This window comes from Nocardiopsis sp. SBT366 (assembly GCF_001083815.1).
Taxonomy (GTDB): domain Bacteria; phylum Actinomycetota; class Actinomycetes; order Streptosporangiales; family Streptosporangiaceae; genus Nocardiopsis; species Nocardiopsis prasina.
This window is the reverse complement of record NZ_LAVM01000008.1, coordinates 25156-40671: the sequence shown is the minus strand read 5'-3', so window position 1 is coordinate 40671 and position 15516 is coordinate 25156. Positions and strand designations below refer to the sequence as shown.

At 71.3% G+C, this 15516-nt stretch carries 14 protein-coding genes; 1 reads left to right on the top strand and 13 read right to left on the bottom strand.

The features are described 5' to 3' along the window. Nucleotides 1–28 precede the first annotated feature (28 nt). The 13 genes from ADX84_RS03825 to ADX84_RS03765 form a co-directional block, all read right to left on the bottom strand. Nucleotides 29–775: a YebC/PmpR family DNA-binding transcriptional regulator gene (locus tag ADX84_RS03825; protein WP_017546186.1), complete on the bottom strand. Its 747-nt coding sequence runs from the start codon at nt 773–775 to the stop codon at nt 29–31. Then, nucleotides 772–1380: a pyridoxal 5'-phosphate synthase glutaminase subunit PdxT gene (gene pdxT / locus ADX84_RS03820; RefSeq protein WP_049567561.1), complete on the bottom strand. Its 609-nt coding sequence runs from the start codon at nt 1378–1380 to the stop codon at nt 772–774. Before pdxT ends, ADX84_RS03825 begins: the two co-directional genes overlap by 4 nt. A gap of 42 nt (nt 1381–1422) precedes the next feature. Beyond that, complete coding sequence (pdxS, locus tag ADX84_RS03815; protein WP_049567729.1) at nt 1423–2334, bottom strand: pyridoxal 5'-phosphate synthase lyase subunit PdxS; 912 nt, start codon at nt 2332–2334, stop codon at nt 1423–1425. A gap of 262 nt (nt 2335–2596) precedes the next feature. Next, on the bottom strand, nt 2597–3091 hold the full coding sequence (locus ADX84_RS03810; protein WP_199776468.1) for a hypothetical protein: 495 nt from the start codon (nt 3089–3091) through the stop codon (nt 2597–2599). Nucleotides 3092–3114: 23 nt separating this feature from the next. Then, nucleotides 3115–4311 (bottom strand): glycosyltransferase family 4 protein, encoded by a 1197-nt coding sequence (locus ADX84_RS03805; RefSeq protein ID WP_049567556.1) that lies wholly within the window; start codon nt 4309–4311, stop codon nt 3115–3117. Nucleotides 4312–4370: 59 nt separating this feature from the next. Then, nucleotides 4371–5321, bottom strand: a complete 951-nt coding sequence (locus ADX84_RS03800; protein WP_049567554.1) for a phosphatidylinositol mannoside acyltransferase — start codon at nt 5319–5321, stop codon at nt 4371–4373. Between the two features lie 45 nt (nt 5322–5366). Beyond that, complete coding sequence (pgsA, locus tag ADX84_RS03795) at nt 5367–5990, bottom strand: phosphatidylinositol phosphate synthase (RefSeq protein WP_049567553.1); 624 nt, start codon at nt 5988–5990, stop codon at nt 5367–5369. A 133-nt stretch (nt 5991–6123) separates the two neighbouring features. Next, entirely contained in the window at nt 6124–6699 is a 576-nt protein-coding gene (locus ADX84_RS03790) for an HIT domain-containing protein (protein WP_049567549.1), read from the bottom strand. A 139-nt stretch (nt 6700–6838) separates the two neighbouring features. Then, entirely contained in the window at nt 6839–8509 is a 1671-nt protein-coding gene (locus ADX84_RS03785; RefSeq protein WP_049567726.1) for a DUF885 domain-containing protein, read from the bottom strand. A 135-nt stretch (nt 8510–8644) separates the two neighbouring features. Further along, entirely contained in the window at nt 8645–9241 is a 597-nt protein-coding gene (locus ADX84_RS03780; protein WP_049567546.1) for an ATP/GTP-binding protein, read from the bottom strand. A gap of 34 nt (nt 9242–9275) precedes the next feature. Further along, nucleotides 9276–9692 (bottom strand): DUF742 domain-containing protein, encoded by a 417-nt coding sequence (locus ADX84_RS03775; protein WP_233515572.1) that lies wholly within the window; start codon nt 9690–9692, stop codon nt 9276–9278. Between the two features lie 98 nt (nt 9693–9790). After that, nucleotides 9791–10192, bottom strand: coding sequence for a roadblock/LC7 domain-containing protein (locus ADX84_RS03770; protein ID WP_049567543.1), 402 nt, complete (start codon nt 10190–10192; stop codon nt 9791–9793). A 231-nt stretch (nt 10193–10423) separates the two neighbouring features. Continuing rightward, nucleotides 10424–13681, bottom strand: a complete 3258-nt coding sequence (locus tag ADX84_RS03765; RefSeq protein ID WP_049567540.1) for a nitrate- and nitrite sensing domain-containing protein — start codon at nt 13679–13681, stop codon at nt 10424–10426. Nucleotides 13682–14381: 700 nt separating this feature from the next. Here ADX84_RS03765 and ADX84_RS03760 point away from each other — a divergent pair. After that, entirely contained in the window at nt 14382–15509 is a 1128-nt protein-coding gene (locus tag ADX84_RS03760; RefSeq protein WP_234003832.1) for a M15 family metallopeptidase, read from the top strand. Nucleotides 15510–15516: the final 7 nt, after the last annotated feature.

Genomic DNA, 15516 nt, shown 5'->3' with positions numbered 1-15516 from the left:
GACGCGTGGTCCCGCTCCGGGCCCGGCCTCAGAGCTCGGCCATGACCTCGTCGGGGATGTCCGCGTTGGTGAAGACGTTCTGCACGTCGTCGGAGTCCTCCAGAGCGTCCACGACCCGCATGACCTTCTTGGCGCCCTCGGCGTCGACCGGGACCTCCATGGTCGGCAGGAAGCTGGAGTCGGCGGACTCGTAGTCGATGCCCGCTTCCTGGAGTGCCGTGCGGACGTCGACCAGGTCGGTGGCCTCACAGACGATCTCGAAGGCCTCGCCGAGGTCCTCGACGTCCTCGGCCCCGGCCTCCAGCACCGCCATGGTCACGTCGTCCTCGCTGGTGCCCTCCTTGGGCACGATCACGACGCCCTTGCGGTTGAACATGTACGACACCGAACCGGCGTCGGCCATGTTGCCGCCGTTACGGGTGACCGCCACGCGCACCTCGGAGGCGGCGCGGTTGCGGTTGTCGGTCAGGCACTCCACGAGCAGCGCCACGCCGCCGGGGGCGTACCCCTCGTACATGATCGTCTGCCACTCGGCGCCACCGGCCTCCTCACCGGAGCCGCGCTTGCGGGCGCGCTCGATGTTGTCGGCGGGCACCGAGTTCTTCTTCGCCTTCTGGATGGCGTCGTAGAGCGTCGGGTTCCCTTCGGGGTCCCCGCCACCGGTACGCGCGGCCACCTCGATGTTCTTGATCAGCTTGGCGAACAGCTTGCCGCGCTTGGCATCGATGACGGCTTTCTTGTGCTTGGTGGTGGCCCACTTGGAGTGGCCGCTCATGCATGTCCTTTCACGATGTCGACGAAGAGGCGGTGGATACGCGTGTCGCCGGTGAGTTCGGGATGGAAGGACGTCGCCATCAGGCCGCCCTGTCGTACGGCGACGATCCTACCGGCCTCGTCCGTACCGGTAACGCTCCCGAGTACCGCCACCTCCGGGCCGACCGACTCGACCCAGGGCGCACGGATGAACACCGCGTCGAAGGGGTCGTCGCCGATCCCGTCGATCCGCACCCCGGTCTCGAAGGACTCCGTCTGGCGACCGAAGGCGTTGCGGCGCACCGTCATGTCGATGCCGCCGACGGTCTCCTGGTCAGCCGTTCCGCCGAGAACACGGTCGGCCAGCATGATCATTCCCGCACAGGTCCCGTAGACGGGCATCCCGTCCGCGACGCGTTCGCGCAGCGGCTTCATCAGGTCGTACCGGACGGCGAGCTTGGACATGGTCGTGGACTCGCCGCCGGGGATCACCAGACCGTCGACGGTGTCGAGTTGGTCGGCGGACAGGACCCGCGCGGTGCGGGCACCCAGGTCCCGGAGCATGTGCGTGTGCTCGGCGACGTCGCCCTGGAGGGCGAGCACGCCGATGGTGGGGCTGGCGGTCACGTGCGGCCTCGTTGGTCGTGGGTTCGGCGGTCGGGGCGGCGGCTACCAGCCACGTCCCGCGTAGCGCTGGGAGTCGGACAGCTCGTCCAGGTTGATGCCGACCATGGCCTCGCCCAGTCCGCGCGAGACGCGGGCGATCACGGCCGGGTCCTCGTAGTGCAGGGTGGCCTGCACGATGGCGTCGGCGCGCCTGGCCGGGTCACCGGACTTGAAGATGCCCGAGCCGACGAACACGCTCTGGGCGCCCAGCTGACGCATGAGCGCGGCGTCGGCGGGGGTGGCCACGCCACCGGCGGAGAACAGCGGGACGGGCAGCTTGCCCAGGCGCGCGACCTCCTTGACGATCTCGTACGGGGCGCGCAGCTCCTTGGCGGCGCCGAACAGCTCGGGCTCGTCCAGGGTGCCCAGGCGCCGGATCTCGCCGCTGATGGAGCGCATGTGGCGGGTGGCCTCGACGACGTTGCCGGTACCGGCCTCGCCCTTGGAGCGGATCATCGCCGCGCCCTCGGCGATCCGGCGCAGGGCCTCACCGAGGTTGGTGGCACCGCAGACGAAGGGGACGGTGAACGCCCACTTGTCGATGTGGAACGCCTCGTCAGCGGGTGTGAGGACCTCGGACTCGTCGATGAAGTCCACGCCGAGCGACTCCAGCACCTGGGCCTCGACGAAGTGTCCGATCCGGACCTTGGCCATGACCGGGATGGAGACCGCCTCGACGATGCCGTCGATCATGTCCGGGTCGGACATGCGGGCGACGCCGCCGTCCTTGCGGATGTCGGCGGGCACCCGCTCCAGGGCCATGACCGCGACGGCACCGGCGTCCTCGGCGATCTTGGCCTGCTCGGGGGTGACGACGTCCATGATGACGCCGTTCTTGAGCTGCTCGGCCATGCCGCGCTTGACGCGCTGGGTACCGACGGCGTTGTCGGTGGTGTTCGCTGCGTTGGTGGCCACGGTGGTGGTCTCCCGTTCGTTCGGCTGACTGGGGGCCCAGACCGCCCGCTCCCCGGACGCCCTCGCGGCCGGGAGCACGGCCTGGATGCGACGCGGCGGCGCGCCCGACGACCGCACGCACGCGCGCGGACACCGTCGGCGGCGCGCACCGGGTCGACCAGCATCCCATCCTAGTTCCACCCGTTTCGCGGCCTTTGGCCAGGCTGGAGTATCGGTGTGTGGGGTGTGGCCACCTCGTCGGAGTGCGGCCCCGATCGCCCGGTCAGCGCCGGGGCGGCTGGTCGTCCATCTCGAAGTAGTGGGGCAGCGCGGCGGTGCCCGCCAGGCGCAGGAGGCGGACCAGTCGGGAGCGGCGCGCGCGCCTGGTGTCGGACACGGCGTCGTTGTGGAACACCCTGGCCAGGTACACGCCGCGTGCGGCCACCGTCACCTCCTCCAGCCGGTCCGGGGCCGGCCCGGCGTCCGGGCGCTCCAGCGCGGCGCGCAACGCCTGGGAGAGCCGGCTCTCCGTGAGTTCGCGCTCCCCCACCCCCGCACGGCGCGCCGCGTTGGCGGCCTCCGCGAGCCTCCCTGCCGTCTCCGGGCCCAGACCGGGGTCGGCGGTCAGGTCGAGGACCGCCGCGGCCCGGCGCAGCAGAGCGGCGTCCAGGGCGGCGCGCGCGGTCTCCACCCGGTGGTGGAGGCGGTCGAGCCGGGTGGCCCGCCACGACAGGTAGAAGCCGAGCAGGACCAGCGCGATCAGGATCCCCGCGACCAGGGTGACGAAGCGAACGTCCTCGATCAGGACCGCTCACCCCGCAGCCTCGGGTGCGCGCGGCGCGACGCACCGGAGGAACGGCGTCCCCCGTCCAGCCGCACACCGGCGGCGGCCCCGTCCCCCAACGTCAGCACGGTCTCGTACACGTGGGCGATGTCGGCGGCGACGGTGTCCCAGTCGTAGGCGCGCACGGCAAGGCGTGCGGCCTCCGAGAGCCCTGCGCGGCGTTCGGGCGAGTCGAGCAGGGCCGCCGCACGCTCGGCCAGGTGATCGGCGTCGCCGACCCGGAACAGCTCCCCGGCCGCGCCGCCGTCCAGGACCGCTCCGAAGGCGGGGATGTCACTGGCGACGATCGCCGCCCCGGCGGCCATCGCCTCGGTCAGGACGATGCCGAAGCTCTCCCCGCCCAGATTGGGCGCGCAGAAGACGTCGGTGGAGTGGTAGGCGCGGATTTTGTCGGCGTCGTCGAGCCGCCCCGCCAGCACCACACGATCGCGCACGGAGTCGGGGACACCGGACAGGTCGGCCTCGCCCGGCCCGGCCACGAGCAGGCGCAGTTCGGGCCTGTGCGGGGCCATCCGGGAGAAGGCCTCCAGGAGGGTGGCCAGACCCTTGCGGGGTTCGTCCAGGCGGCCCAGGAAACCGATCGAGCCGCCCCGCCCGGGCCACCCCGGCAGCGGCTCGGCGTGTGCGAAGCGGCGCACGGACACCCCGTTGGGGATGAGGACGGCGTCGCCGCCCACGTGTTCGACCAGGGTGCGCCGGGCCGCCTCGGAGACCGCCACTCGCGCGTTGATCTTCTCCAGGGCCGAGCGCAGGGCACCGGAGCTCGCGGCCATGGCGCGCGAACGGGGGTTCGAGGTGTGGAAGGTGGCCACGATGGGCCCGTCCGCCGCCCAGCAGGCCAGAAGGGAGACGCTGGGCGCGGCGGGTTCGTGGATGTGCAGCAGGTCGAATCCGCCCTCGGCGATCCAGCGGCGGACCCGGGCCGCCGTGCGGGGTCCGAAGCTGAGCCGGGCCACCGATCCGTTGTAGGGCACCGGGACCGGACGCCCGGCCGGGACCAGGTAGGGCGGGGTCCGGTGGTCGGGGTCGCCGACCGGGGCCAGCACGGAGACCTCGTGGCCCATGGCGCCGAGCGCCTCGGCGAGGTCGCCCACGTGCTGCTGCACCCCGCCGGGGACGTCCCAGGCGTAGGGGCAGACGATCCCGACGCGCATCCCGCTCCCGTCCGCCTCGGGAGTGGTGTCCGGAGTTCCCGAGGGAGTCCGTGCCCGGGTCACCGCCGCTGTTCCCGGTCGCGCGCCACGGCCGCCTCGACCTCGTGGCGGCGGGCACGGTCGGCGTCGTGGTCGGCGCTGAAGACGGACTGGAGCATGTGCCAGTCCTCCGGGTGCTCCGCGATGGCGCCCTCGAGGACCCGGACCAGCTCCTGCGTGGTGTCGTGGACGCGTTGGGTGCGGGTGCCCCCCGTGGCGACGGGGACCTCGTCGTGGACGCGGATGTGCCAGTGGGGGCCGTCGTACCAGAGGGAGACCGGCATGAGGGCCGCCCCGGTGTTCAGGGCCAGGGCGGCGGGCCCCGAGGGGACTCGCGCCCTCTCCCCGAAGAGGTCGACCTCCAACCCGGTGCCGTTGATGTCGCGGTCGGCGAGCAGACACACCAGACCGCCCTCGCGCAGACGGCGGGAGAGGACCCCGACGGTGTTGGCCGCACCGCCGGTCAGCGGCAGGACCTCCATCCCCAGGGACTCACGGTAGGAGGTGAACCGCTGGTAGAGGCTCTCGGGGCGCAGCCGCTGGGCCACGGTGGTGAGCGGGGTGCCGCGCGCGGCGATCCACGCTCCGGCCTGGTCCCAGTTGCCCATGTGCGGCAGGGCCGCCACCACGCCGCGCCCGGACCGGACGTGTTCCTCCAGCACCTCGATCCCGGTCTGGCGGGTGTGGGCGAGGATGTGCTCCCGGCCCATGGCGGGCAGGCGGAACATCTCGTAGTAGTAGCGCATGTAGGAGCGCATCCCGGCCTTGGACAAGGCCCTGAGCTGCGCGTCCGTGGCGCGGGGCCCGACCAGCCTGCGCAGGTTGCGCTCCAGCCCCCGGGTGCCGTCGTTGTGGGTGCGCCAGGCCCGGTCGGCCAGCCTCTGGAACACCGCCCGGCCCGCCCCCTCGGGTGCGCGGCGGACCAGAGTCCACCCCGCCGAGTAGGCCAGATCGGCCATGCGTTCGTCCACGTCGTCGTCCTCGTCCTCTTGTGCTTCGGTCCCTTCGGGGCGTGTTCAGGCGCCGTTGCTGGTCTTCTCGTCCTCACCCTCGGCGAAGCCGGGGTCGTTGAGGCGCGCGCGGGTCTCGACGAGGCGCTGGAGGACGGTGAGCGCGCTCATCACGGCCAGGAGCCAGAGGCCGCCCGCGAGGATGTACGGAACGCCGAGCTCGCTCAGGCCCACGGCCACCAGCACGATGATCAGGCGTTCGGTGCGTTCGGCCACGCCGACGTCGCAGTTGACGCCAAGCCCCTCCGCCCGTGCCTTGATGTAGGAGACCATGAAGCCGCTGATCAGGCAGAACAGGGTGAGTCCGGCGAGCATGGGATCGTCACCCTCACCCACGAACCACCACATGAGCCCGGCGAGGATCGCGGCGTCGGCCACCCGGTCGAGGCTGGAGTCGAGGAAGGCACCGAACGCGCTGCCGCTGTCGTTGGCCCGCGCCACCGCCCCGTCGAGCATGTCGAAGAGGGCGAAGACGGTGATGACCACGGAGCCCGCGTAGAGCTGGCCGCGGGGGTAGAAGTAGAGGGCGCTGACGACGACACCGGTGGCACCGATGATGGTGACGAGGTTGGGCGTCAGGCCGATGCGGGCCAGGCTCCGACCGAGCGGAGCGGTGACCCGGGAGATCATGGGGCGAAGGATTCTCAGCATGTCTTCTAGTGATCGTAGGACGGGAACGGTCGTCGGGGTGGGAGCCGCACCCTCTGGGGGTGGCGTCGACCACGGGGAGTCGGTGGAGTGGGGGTTGCGGGTGGTCCCGGCCTCACTCCCGGGGCCAGGTCTCGGCCAGCCTGGCGCGGGTCCGCTCCAACATCTCGGGCAGGACCCTGGTCTGGCCGATCACGGGCATGAAGTTCGTGTCGCCGCCCCAGCGGGGCACGACGTGCTGGTGGAGGTGGGCGGCGATCCCGGCACCGGCCACGGTACCGAGGTTCATGCCGACGTTGAAGCCACCCGGTCCGTAGGCCTCGGTGAGCGCCCGGAGCCCGGCCTGGGTGAGCGCGGCGACCTCGGCGGTCTCCTCCCCGTCCAGCGACGTGTACTCGGAGACGTGCCGGTAGGGGCAGACCAGCAGGTGGCCGCTGTTGTAGGGGTACAGGTTGAGGACCACGTAGGCGGACTGGCCGCGCGCGACCACGAGGCCCTCCTCGTCCGGCAGGTCGGGGGCACGGCAGAAGGGGCAGCCGTCGTCGGCCCCGGGCCCGGTCGGCTTCCCCTCACCCTTGATGTAGGCCATGCGGTGGGGCGTCCAGAGCCGTTCGTGGCCGTCCGGGGTCCCGGTTCCGGCGCCGGACGGTCGGTCCGCACCGCTCACGGGTTCGTCGTGGGTACCGCCCATGGCTCGTTCGCCCCCTCGCCTGACCGTTTCGTGCCGCGCGTCCAGCATAGAAGCGCGCGGTGGGTGAAGCGTCGGACCCGGCGCTCCGGGGGTGGCGCGGATGGGCCGTGGCGCACCGGGGGCGCCACGGCCCCGCGGCTCAGAGCCCGAGCAGGGTACGCAGGTGGCGCGGGGACGGGTTGCCGTGCGCGAGCATGGCGTCGTGCAGGCGCCCGACCGGCTCGTCGGGGCGCTCCAGCGCCAGGTCCCGGGCGATGTCGGAGACCTCGGCGTAGCCGACGTAGTAGGTGGACAGCTGGGCGCTGGTGAGCAGGGCGCGCCGCCACTTGCCGACGGCCTCCCCCTCCTCCTGATGGCCACGTTCGGTCAGCAGGGCGACGGCCTCGGGCTCGGTGAGGTCACCGGTGTGCACGCGCACGTCCAGGATCGCGTTGAGAATGGCCCGCAGCCGCATCTTGAGCTGGACCAGACGCAGCCCGAGGTTGGCGCGCCGGGTGGCGGGGTCGGATCCTCCGGACCACCCGTGACCGGCCAGCACGTCCTCGGCGTGGACCGCCCACCCCTCCACGAAGGTTCCGCTGCTCAGCGCCGAACGCACCCGGGTGTGGCCCCGGTGGCGCGCGGCGTGGGCGAGCTGGAGGGCGTGCCCCGGCAGCGCCTCGTGGACCATCAGGTTGCGCAGCATGCCCGCGTTGTACTCGCGCAGGAAGGAGGCCCGGCGCTCGGCGGACCAGTCCTCGGGCGGCGGGGCCACCGCGATGAAGGTGGGCTGTGAGGAGGCGTCGGGGTCGAGCGCACCGGGCGCGTCGCAGTAGGCCACGGCCACGCCCCGCCGGGAGACCGGCATCGGGATGACCTCGACCGGGTCGTCGTGGACGGTGGCCAGGTCCAGTTCCCGGACCCGGGCGTAGAGGTGCTCGAGGGCGTCGACGCAGGAGGGGACGACCCCCTCGGGGGAGATCTCGAACTCGTCGGCCAGGGCGGAGAGCACCTCGGCGACCTGGCCGGGGCGACGTGGCTCACCGGTGTACTCCGCGGCGGCCTCGGCCAGCGCCTCCTCCGTGGCCAGGAGGTCGCTCTCGGCGCGTACCAGGAGGGCCTCCGGGGACAGTTCGGAGTCAAGCGTGTACCAGAGCTGGGCGGCGAACCTTCGGGCGCCCAGGCGCGGGTCCCCGGTGGCGAACTCCAGCTCGGTGCGCATCCAGGAGGTGTACTCCTCGAGGGCGGCCAGGGCCGCGACACGGGCCGGTTCGAGTCCGGAGGCGTGCTCGGGGTGTTGGGCGGCCAGGGCCGGAACGGCCTCGGCGAGCATCCCTCGGGCGCCCTCCAGCTGTCCCAGGGCGGTCTCCACGTGCACGCGGGGCATGCCGGGGCCCTCGGACAGGCGGGCGCGCGCGGTGCCCAGGTAGGCGGGCAGGGCGGCGCAGCGCGCGGTCAGGGCCGCGAGGCGCTCCTCCGGCGGGAGGGTGTCCCGCTCCAGGAGGGCGTGCAGGGCCTCACCCGGTGAGTGCACCAGGGGGTTCCACGTGTGCGGGCGCAGTTCGCTGGTGTGCCACAGGTCCGCGCTGATCCTGGTCCGGAGCATCTCCAGGTCGACCAGGTCGTCGGTCGGGACGAGGTCCGCGTCGATCTCGTCCAGGGAGCCCAGCGCGTCGGTCAGGACACGGACGCGCAGGGAGTCGGCCTCGACGGAGTGGTCGGTGAGCCGGTGGGCTCCCCGGGTGTCCCCCAGGTCCAGCGCCCACTCGGGGTCGTCGGCCAGGAGGGCGTCGAGCACCCGCTCGGCCACGTCTCGGAAGCGTCGGGTCATCTCGGCGGCGTCGGGTTGGGAGGAGGAGGTCATGCCGACATGATGCCAGGTCAGGAAAGACACGGACGCCCGGTTCCCGACGTGCGGGAACCGGGCCGTACTCCGTGCGGGACCCCGGCCCGGGGCAGGTCCTGGTCAGCGCCAGGAGTTCTGGCCCCCGGTGGAGGTGGGCTGCTGCCCGGCGGCGCCCTCGGGGTCCCCCACCGTGATCGCGTGCTCGACGAGGCTGATGAGCGTCGACTTGGTGGAGGCCTTGTCACGGGCGTCCACCTGGACGATGGGAATCTCCGGGCTGAGCGTGAGCGCGTCCCGGACCTCGTCTGCGGCGTGGGGGTAGTAGCCGTCGAACCCGTTGATGCCCACGATGAAGGGCAGACGCGCCTCTTCGAAGTAGTCGATCGCGGGGAAGCAGTCGGCCAGGCGTCGCGTGTCCACCAGCACGACCGCGCCGATGGCACCCTTGACCAGGTCGTCCCACATGAACCAGAACCGGTGCTGTCCGGGAGTGCCGAACAGGTACAGGATCAGGTCGGAGTCGAGGGAGACACGGCCGAAGTCCATGGCGACGGTCGTGGTCTGCTTGTCCGGCGTCTTGGCGAGGTCGTCCACCCCGACGCTGGCGCTGGTCATGACCGCCTCGGTCGTCAGCGGCACGATCTCGGAGACGGAGCCAACGAATGTCGTCTTTCCGACACCGAAGCCCCCGGCGACGACGATCTTGACCGACGTCATCGCGTTCCCCCCAGCACCGCCTTCCTCGGCTGGGCTAGAGCTTGCGAAGTCCACTGAGCACCCTTTCAAGCAGGTTGGTGTTGGGGCGAGCGTCGTTGTCGAGCGAAGACCTGATCTGGACCAGTCCCTGCTCGGACATGTCCGCCACAAGCACCCGCGCCACACCGAGAGGCATCCGCAACAGCGCGGAGATCTCCGCCACGGATCGCCATTCCCGGCACAGGTCGCTGATCGCCTGCCATTCAGGCGTCAGCGTCCCTGACTCGTTCCGGGCCGCCGCGGTGGCCGAGATCAGCGCCTCCAGGGGAAGCTGAGACTTCGGCTTGGTTCGGCCCTTGGTGACCGCGTAGGGGCGCACCAGCGAACTGGGTGCGCTGCCCGGCGCGGGTCGTTGGTCATACGGTTGTTGGATTGGTCGAGGAACATCTCCGCCGCCCGGAACTGCGGGCATCCCTCCCGTGGGGGGATGGCCCGGCTGTTGTCCGAACCACGAGGCGCTCCCGGCATCTCTACTGTGAGGTGCCACCACTTCCTCCTGTCGGTGGTGGATCAGTGGATTCCCGAGGTGCGCGCCGTTGGTGTCAGCGCCCGCCCCGCCCGCTCGACGAGCAGAGTCATCTCGTACGCGACCAGACCCAGGTCGCTCTCGGCCGCCGCGAGGACCGCGAGACACGAGCCGTCGCTGATGGCCATGATGAGCATCAGCCCCCGCTCCATCTCGACGACGGTCTGGGCGACCGCTCCACCCTCGAACACCCGGGCAGCGCCCTGCGTCAGGCTGGACAGACCAGAGGCGATTGCGGCCAACTGGTCGGCCCGGTCAGTCGGGAATCCCGCGGACGAGGCCAACGGAAGGCCGTCAGAGGAGACGACGATCGCGTGGGCCACGTCGGGTACCCGGTCGGCAAAGTCAGTGATCAACCAGTTGAGTTCATTCACCTGTCGACTCATCTGATCTCCTGTCCAAGTTCGCCGGTCGATCTGTGGCACTGCTACCGCCGGCACGGCATGTGACAGCACTGCCTTTGCGAACCACCCGGCCCCTCCCGTGGGGGTGACCGGGAGTCTGGTGTTCCGCTCTCGTCAAGCGATGGGTGTGGCGCGTCCGAGAAGCTCGGTAGATGCTATTGCATCCGGCTTCCCTGACTGTGAGGGACCCCGTCCCACCACTGGTCACTTGGGTCACTCCTCCGTCGAACTGTCGCCGAGCCGGTTCCGACCGTCGCGGACGCCCTTCTGGAAGCCCGAGAAGCGGTTGCGGACCCGGTCCGCGCTTCTGGTGGGCATCTGCTTGAAGTTCTCCGGTTTGGGTGCGGTACCAGGAACAAGGTTTGCCTTGGGAACCCGTTTTGGCAAGCCCGAGGTGGTCAATCCACCGGCGAGCGGCTCGGCCGCGGTGCGCGCGGCCTTCCAGCCGCGGTCCGCCGCCGAGTTCCATTCCTGCTCGGAACGGGGGTTGGCCGCGGGCTGCTCCTGGGCGGGTTCCCTGCGCGTGCGCTGGGGTTCCCGAGTTTCCTTGGGTGCCGGGGGCACCTGCTGGATCGGGCCGGTCTCGGTGGTGTCCACGGTGGGACCGCCGGTGCGGCGCTTGAACCAGTTGGACTCGATCGCGTCGAAGATCGGCAGCGAGTCCGCGTCCTGGCCGGACGGGGCCGCCGGGACGACGGTGCTGTTCGGGCCCTGGGCGCCACCATAGCGGCGCGACAGGTAGGCCGTGGAGCCGTAGCCCTCCCGCGAGTCGCCGCCCCCGGTGCGCCAGTTCCCGGTGGTGTTGGATTCGGGCTGCTCGGGCTGCTGGGACTGCGGCGCGGCCTGGTGGGGCTGCTGCGCGCCGGTGTCCCAGGAGGAGATCGCCGGGAAGGTCTCGGTGTTGTCCTCACCGCGAGCCGGCGCCGCCGGGGTCTCCGGCTGGCGGGGCTCGCGGGACCCGGTGTCGAAGACCCCGCTCCGGTGGCTACCGGTGCCGAAGGCGTCGTAGGAGTCCCTGCTCCGGTTCTCGGGCTCGGGATTCCTTCCGAATCCGCCCTTCTCCGAGGCGGGGCGGCCGAAGGCGCCCGTGTCGGTGGGACGGCGGAAGGCACCGGAGTCCGGGGCGCTGAACGAACCCGTGTCCGTGCTGTTGCGGGGGGCCGGGTCGAACAGGCTGCGACCGGTGGTCTCCTCCTGCTTCGGCTCGTCCTCCTCGGGCACGTCGTAGGGGTCGACGACCGGGTTGGCGTTGTCGGTCAGGCCGCTGTTGGGCGACATGCCCTCGGCGCGGTTGGGCGGCTCCCAGACGGAGCCGGTACTGGTGGTGTTCCACAGGTCCTGGCCGCTGGGCGGGTGCTCGTCGGTGCGGCCACCGATGGGCTTGCGCTTGGGCAGACCGCCCAGGTCGCCGGTGAGGTCGCCGGACTCCTGGCTGTTCCAGGGGTCGCCCGGCTCCTCGGCGGCGGGGCTGGCGGCGAAGGCCGCCTCGGCCTCGGCGAAGGTGTCGGGCGCCCCGGCGGACAGCTCGGGGCGGTTCCCGACCCCGCCCAGGGCGTGCTGGCCCTCGACCGGGGTGATGAGCAGGTCCGGCGGGAAGACGACGCTGGCGGTGGTGCCGCCGCCGTGCGCCTCCTTGAGAGCCATGCGGATGCCGTGCCGGTGCGCCAGGCGCGAGACCACGAACAGGCCCATGCGGCGCGAGACCGCGACGTCGATGACGGGCGGGGCGGCCAGGCGGGCGTTGATCGCCGCGAGGTCGTCCGGGGCCATCCCGATGCCGCTGTCGGTCACGTCGACCTGCACGGCGCCGCTGTCCAGGGTCTTGGCGCTGACGAGCACCTCGGTGTCGTGCGGGGAGAACGAGGTGGCGTTCTCCACCAGCTCGGCGACGAGGTGGATGACGTCGTTGACCGGACGGCCGAGCACCGAGATGTGGGAGGGGGCGCGCACGTTGACGCGCTCGTACTGCTCGACCTCGGAGACGGCGCCTCGGAGGACGTCGACGAGCGGGACGGGCTGGGCCCACTTACGGGTGTTGTCCTGACCGGACAGGACCAGCAGGTTCTCGTTGTTGCGCCGCATGCGCGTGGCGAGGTGGTCCAGCTGGAAGAGGTCGGAGAGGCGGTCGGCGTCCTGCTCCGACTGCTCCAGACCGTCGATCAGGCGCAGCTGCCGCTCCACCAGGGTCTGGCTTCGGCGGGAGAGGTTGACGAACATCGCGTTGACGTTGCTGCGCAGCGCGGCCTCGTCGGAGGCCAGGGTCAGGGCGACCCTGTGGACGTCGTCGAAGGCGCGGGCGACCTCGCCGATCTCGTCGTGGGTGTGCACCTCGATGGGGCTGACCTTGACGGACTCGGGGACCGTCCCGGCCTCCTGCATCCGGTTGATCGCCTCGGGCAGGTCGCGCTCGGCGACGCGGCGTGCGCCGTCCTCCAGGGTGCGCAGCGGGCGCACCAGGGAGCGGACCACGAGGGAGGTCAGGATGAAGACGGCCAGGAGCACGCCCGCGACGATGATGAGGTCCATGATCGTGCGGAACAGGGCCTGGTCACGCAGGTCGTTGGCGTCGGCGGCGATGCCCTCCGCCAGGCTGGACTCGACCGTCTTGAGTCGCTCCAGGGCGGTGTCCGCGATGGCCGCGTAGTCCTCGGGGCCGTCGTTGGGGGTGACGTTGGTCAGGGGGTCTCCACGGTCGGCGCGGTACATGACGCGCATACGCATGGTGGAGACCTGGCTGACCTCGAGACCGGTGAAGTTCTCGTCGAACACCGCGCGCTGCTGGGGCGAGGCGGCCTGGATGAAGTTCGAGATCTCGTTCTCGTAGCGGGCCCGGCTGGAGTCGATGGCCTCGGAGATACCGCCGGTCATCGTGTTGCGGGCCAGGGAGTGGCCCATCAGCGCGGTCTCGTAGGAGAGCTGGTCGCGGGCGTTGGACAGCGCGGTGAGGGCGCGGACGGCCTCACGCAGCTCGGTGTCGTTGGTCTCGTCCGCGATGGTCTGGTTGAAGTCGGACAGCGACCGGGCGATGGTCCGGTACTTGGTCACGACGGGCAGGACCGTGATGCGGGTCGAGTCGACCTCGGTGCGCAGGGACTCCAGTGTGGAGAGCTGGCTGCGCATCGCGGCGAGCCTGGTCTGCGCCAGGTCGCCGTCCATCGCGCCCATGTCGTCCAGACGGGCGTTCAGGGTGCTCTGGATGTCGAGTGTGGCGGCCCGCTCGGTCTCCATCTCCTGGCGGAGTTCGTCCGAACGTCGGTCCGGGTCCGCGTTGTCGGAGATGAAGACGGCGCTGGCCGTGCGCTCGCGGCCCAGCTGGTTGGCCAGGTCCACGATGAGGACGCCCACCTGGGCTCGGTCCTCGATGTGCGCGTGGGTGACGGTGGAGACCGAGGCCTCGTAGACCCGCAGTCCGCCGAGCGCTAGCGCGACGGCGGTCGGGATGACGATGAGGGCCACCAGTCGGGAGCGCACCCGCCAGTTACGTGGCCGCCACCAGATGGCTCTGCGCCGGGGCTTGGCATCGGCGTTTTCGGCCTGCGCTGCCTCGCTCTGAGCGCTGGCCCCGCTTTTCGTCGCTCGTGTCGACACGGACCCTCGCAACCTTTCGTGTCACCGCCTCGAACGGCTGTTGAACCCAGGGATCGGACCGCTCCAGACCGGAAGGTCGGCATGACCACAGTGGTCCACCAGAAACAGGAAGCAGTGGGAATGTGGGGAGATGTGAAGACTGTCCGCCGGACTCGCCTGGGAGGAGAGGCGCCGCGCACCGACACTGTCGTGGTGCGCGTGCGGTGCATAGCGTACCAATGGGCGAGAAGGGCTCGCTTCGGGCGATTGACGCCCATCCAGCAAGATCATCCAGCGCCAACGGTGGCCGTAATCCCGTCCCTGTGCGCATTAGGACCAATCCCCCAGGTCAGACTGGTCGACCGAAACCCGGTCGGACAATGAGGTAACTATTTGGACACACCGCCAGCTTCCGCTTCCCCGCCAGCTATCCGTGACATCGTGACGGGACGTGTACGCAGGCCCCGAGGGGAAGGCGGAAATGCGCACCTCGCCGCGCCCGGGTCCGATCACCCGGAGTCACATTCAGATCGCCCAAGGCATTCCTCGCAGTTCAGGACAGAGCCGTGCGCTCCGCCGCTTTTCGGTCCGAACACTGCTTCCGTTGAGCACCGCGCTTCTGTTCGCCGTCACCTGTGCGGCTCCCGGAACCGCGGGGGTCGCCGATCCCGAACCGGCGGACCTGGACCGGCTGCGCGTGGAGCTGGCCACGGCGCGCGCGGAGGCGGCCGCCCTGAGGGAGAGCGCCACGGAGCGCATCCTGGCCTACGAGGAGGAGAGCGCCCGGTTGGAGGAGCTCACCGGCGAGCGCGAGGCCGCCGACCACCGCGCTGACGCGGCTGACCGGCACCACGAGGGCGCCCGGCTGGGCGCGGCCCGCCAGGCCGCCAGCGCCTACAAGGGCGCGGACCTGAGCCTCATGCAGGCCTGGACCAGCCCGGAGGGGCCCACCCACGCCCTGGAGCGCGGCGCCTACCTCCTGCTGTTCGGGGAGCGCCGCTCAGCCGATCTCTCCCGGGCCCAGGCCTCGCAGGTGGCCACCGACACCCTGGCCGGGGCGGCGGAGGCCGCCGAGCAGGAGCAGGCCGAGGCCACCGAGGCGGCGGACACCGCCCGGGAGACCGCCCTGGAGGCCATCGCCGCACAGGAGGGCCGGACCGAGAAGCTCCTGGAACAGCAGACCCGGCTGGAGGCCGCCCTGGCCGACACCCGGGATCCCGGGGACGAGGAGGCGCGTCGCAAGCAGGCCCTGGCGGACGCCCGTGGGGCCGTGGGCGGCGCGGAGGGCGCGCGGGAGAGCGCCCAGGAGGCCGCCGGGGACGGCGGCTGCGCCGGAGGAACCGGGGACTTCGAGAACGGGCGGGCACCGGACGGTGTGCTGTGTCCGCTGCCGCAGCCCGGCGAACGGCTGCGTGCCGACGCCGCCGCTGCCTTCATCGAACTCGACGGTGATTTCCGGTCAGAGTTCGGCCGCCCGATGTGTGTGACCGATTCCTACCGGCCGTACCACGAGCAGGTCCGTCTCTTCCAGGAGATGCTCCCCGGGATGGCGGCCGAGCCGGGCACCAGCGCGCACGGTCTGGGCGTCGCCGTGGACCTGTGCGGCGGTGTGAACGAACTCGACGCCCCGGAGCACCGGTGGATGCTCGACCACGGCCCTGAGCACGGTTGGGACAACCCGGAGTGGGCCCGGGGCGGGTTCGAGCCCTGGCACTGGGAGTTCACCCCCTGAGCCGGGG

Bases quoted from the DNA above. Each gene is read 5' to 3' on its own strand.
- pgsA (WP_049567553.1), bottom strand. From the start codon at position 5,990: ATGATCTCCCGGGTCACCGCTCCGCTCGGTCGGAGCCTGGCCCGCATC.
- ADX84_RS03785 (WP_049567726.1), bottom strand. From the start codon at position 8,509: ATGACCCGACGCTTCCGAGACGTGGCCGAGCGGGTGCTCGACGCCCTC.
- ADX84_RS03780 (WP_049567546.1), bottom strand. From the start codon at position 9,241: ATGACGTCGGTCAAGATCGTCGTCGCCGGGGGCTTCGGTGTCGGAAAG.
- ADX84_RS03805 (WP_049567556.1), bottom strand. From the start codon at position 4,311: ATGCGCGTCGGGATCGTCTGCCCCTACGCCTGGGACGTCCCCGGCGGG.
- ADX84_RS03770 (WP_049567543.1), bottom strand. From the start codon at position 10,192: ATGAGTCGACAGGTGAATGAACTCAACTGGTTGATCACTGACTTTGCC.
- ADX84_RS03775 (WP_233515572.1), bottom strand. From the start codon at position 9,692: ATGCCCGCAGTTCCGGGCGGCGGAGATGTTCCTCGACCAATCCAACAA.
- ADX84_RS03825 (WP_017546186.1), bottom strand. From the start codon at position 775: ATGAGCGGCCACTCCAAGTGGGCCACCACCAAGCACAAGAAAGCCGTC.
- ADX84_RS03790 (WP_049567549.1), bottom strand. From the start codon at position 6,699: ATGGGCGGTACCCACGACGAACCCGTGAGCGGTGCGGACCGACCGTCC.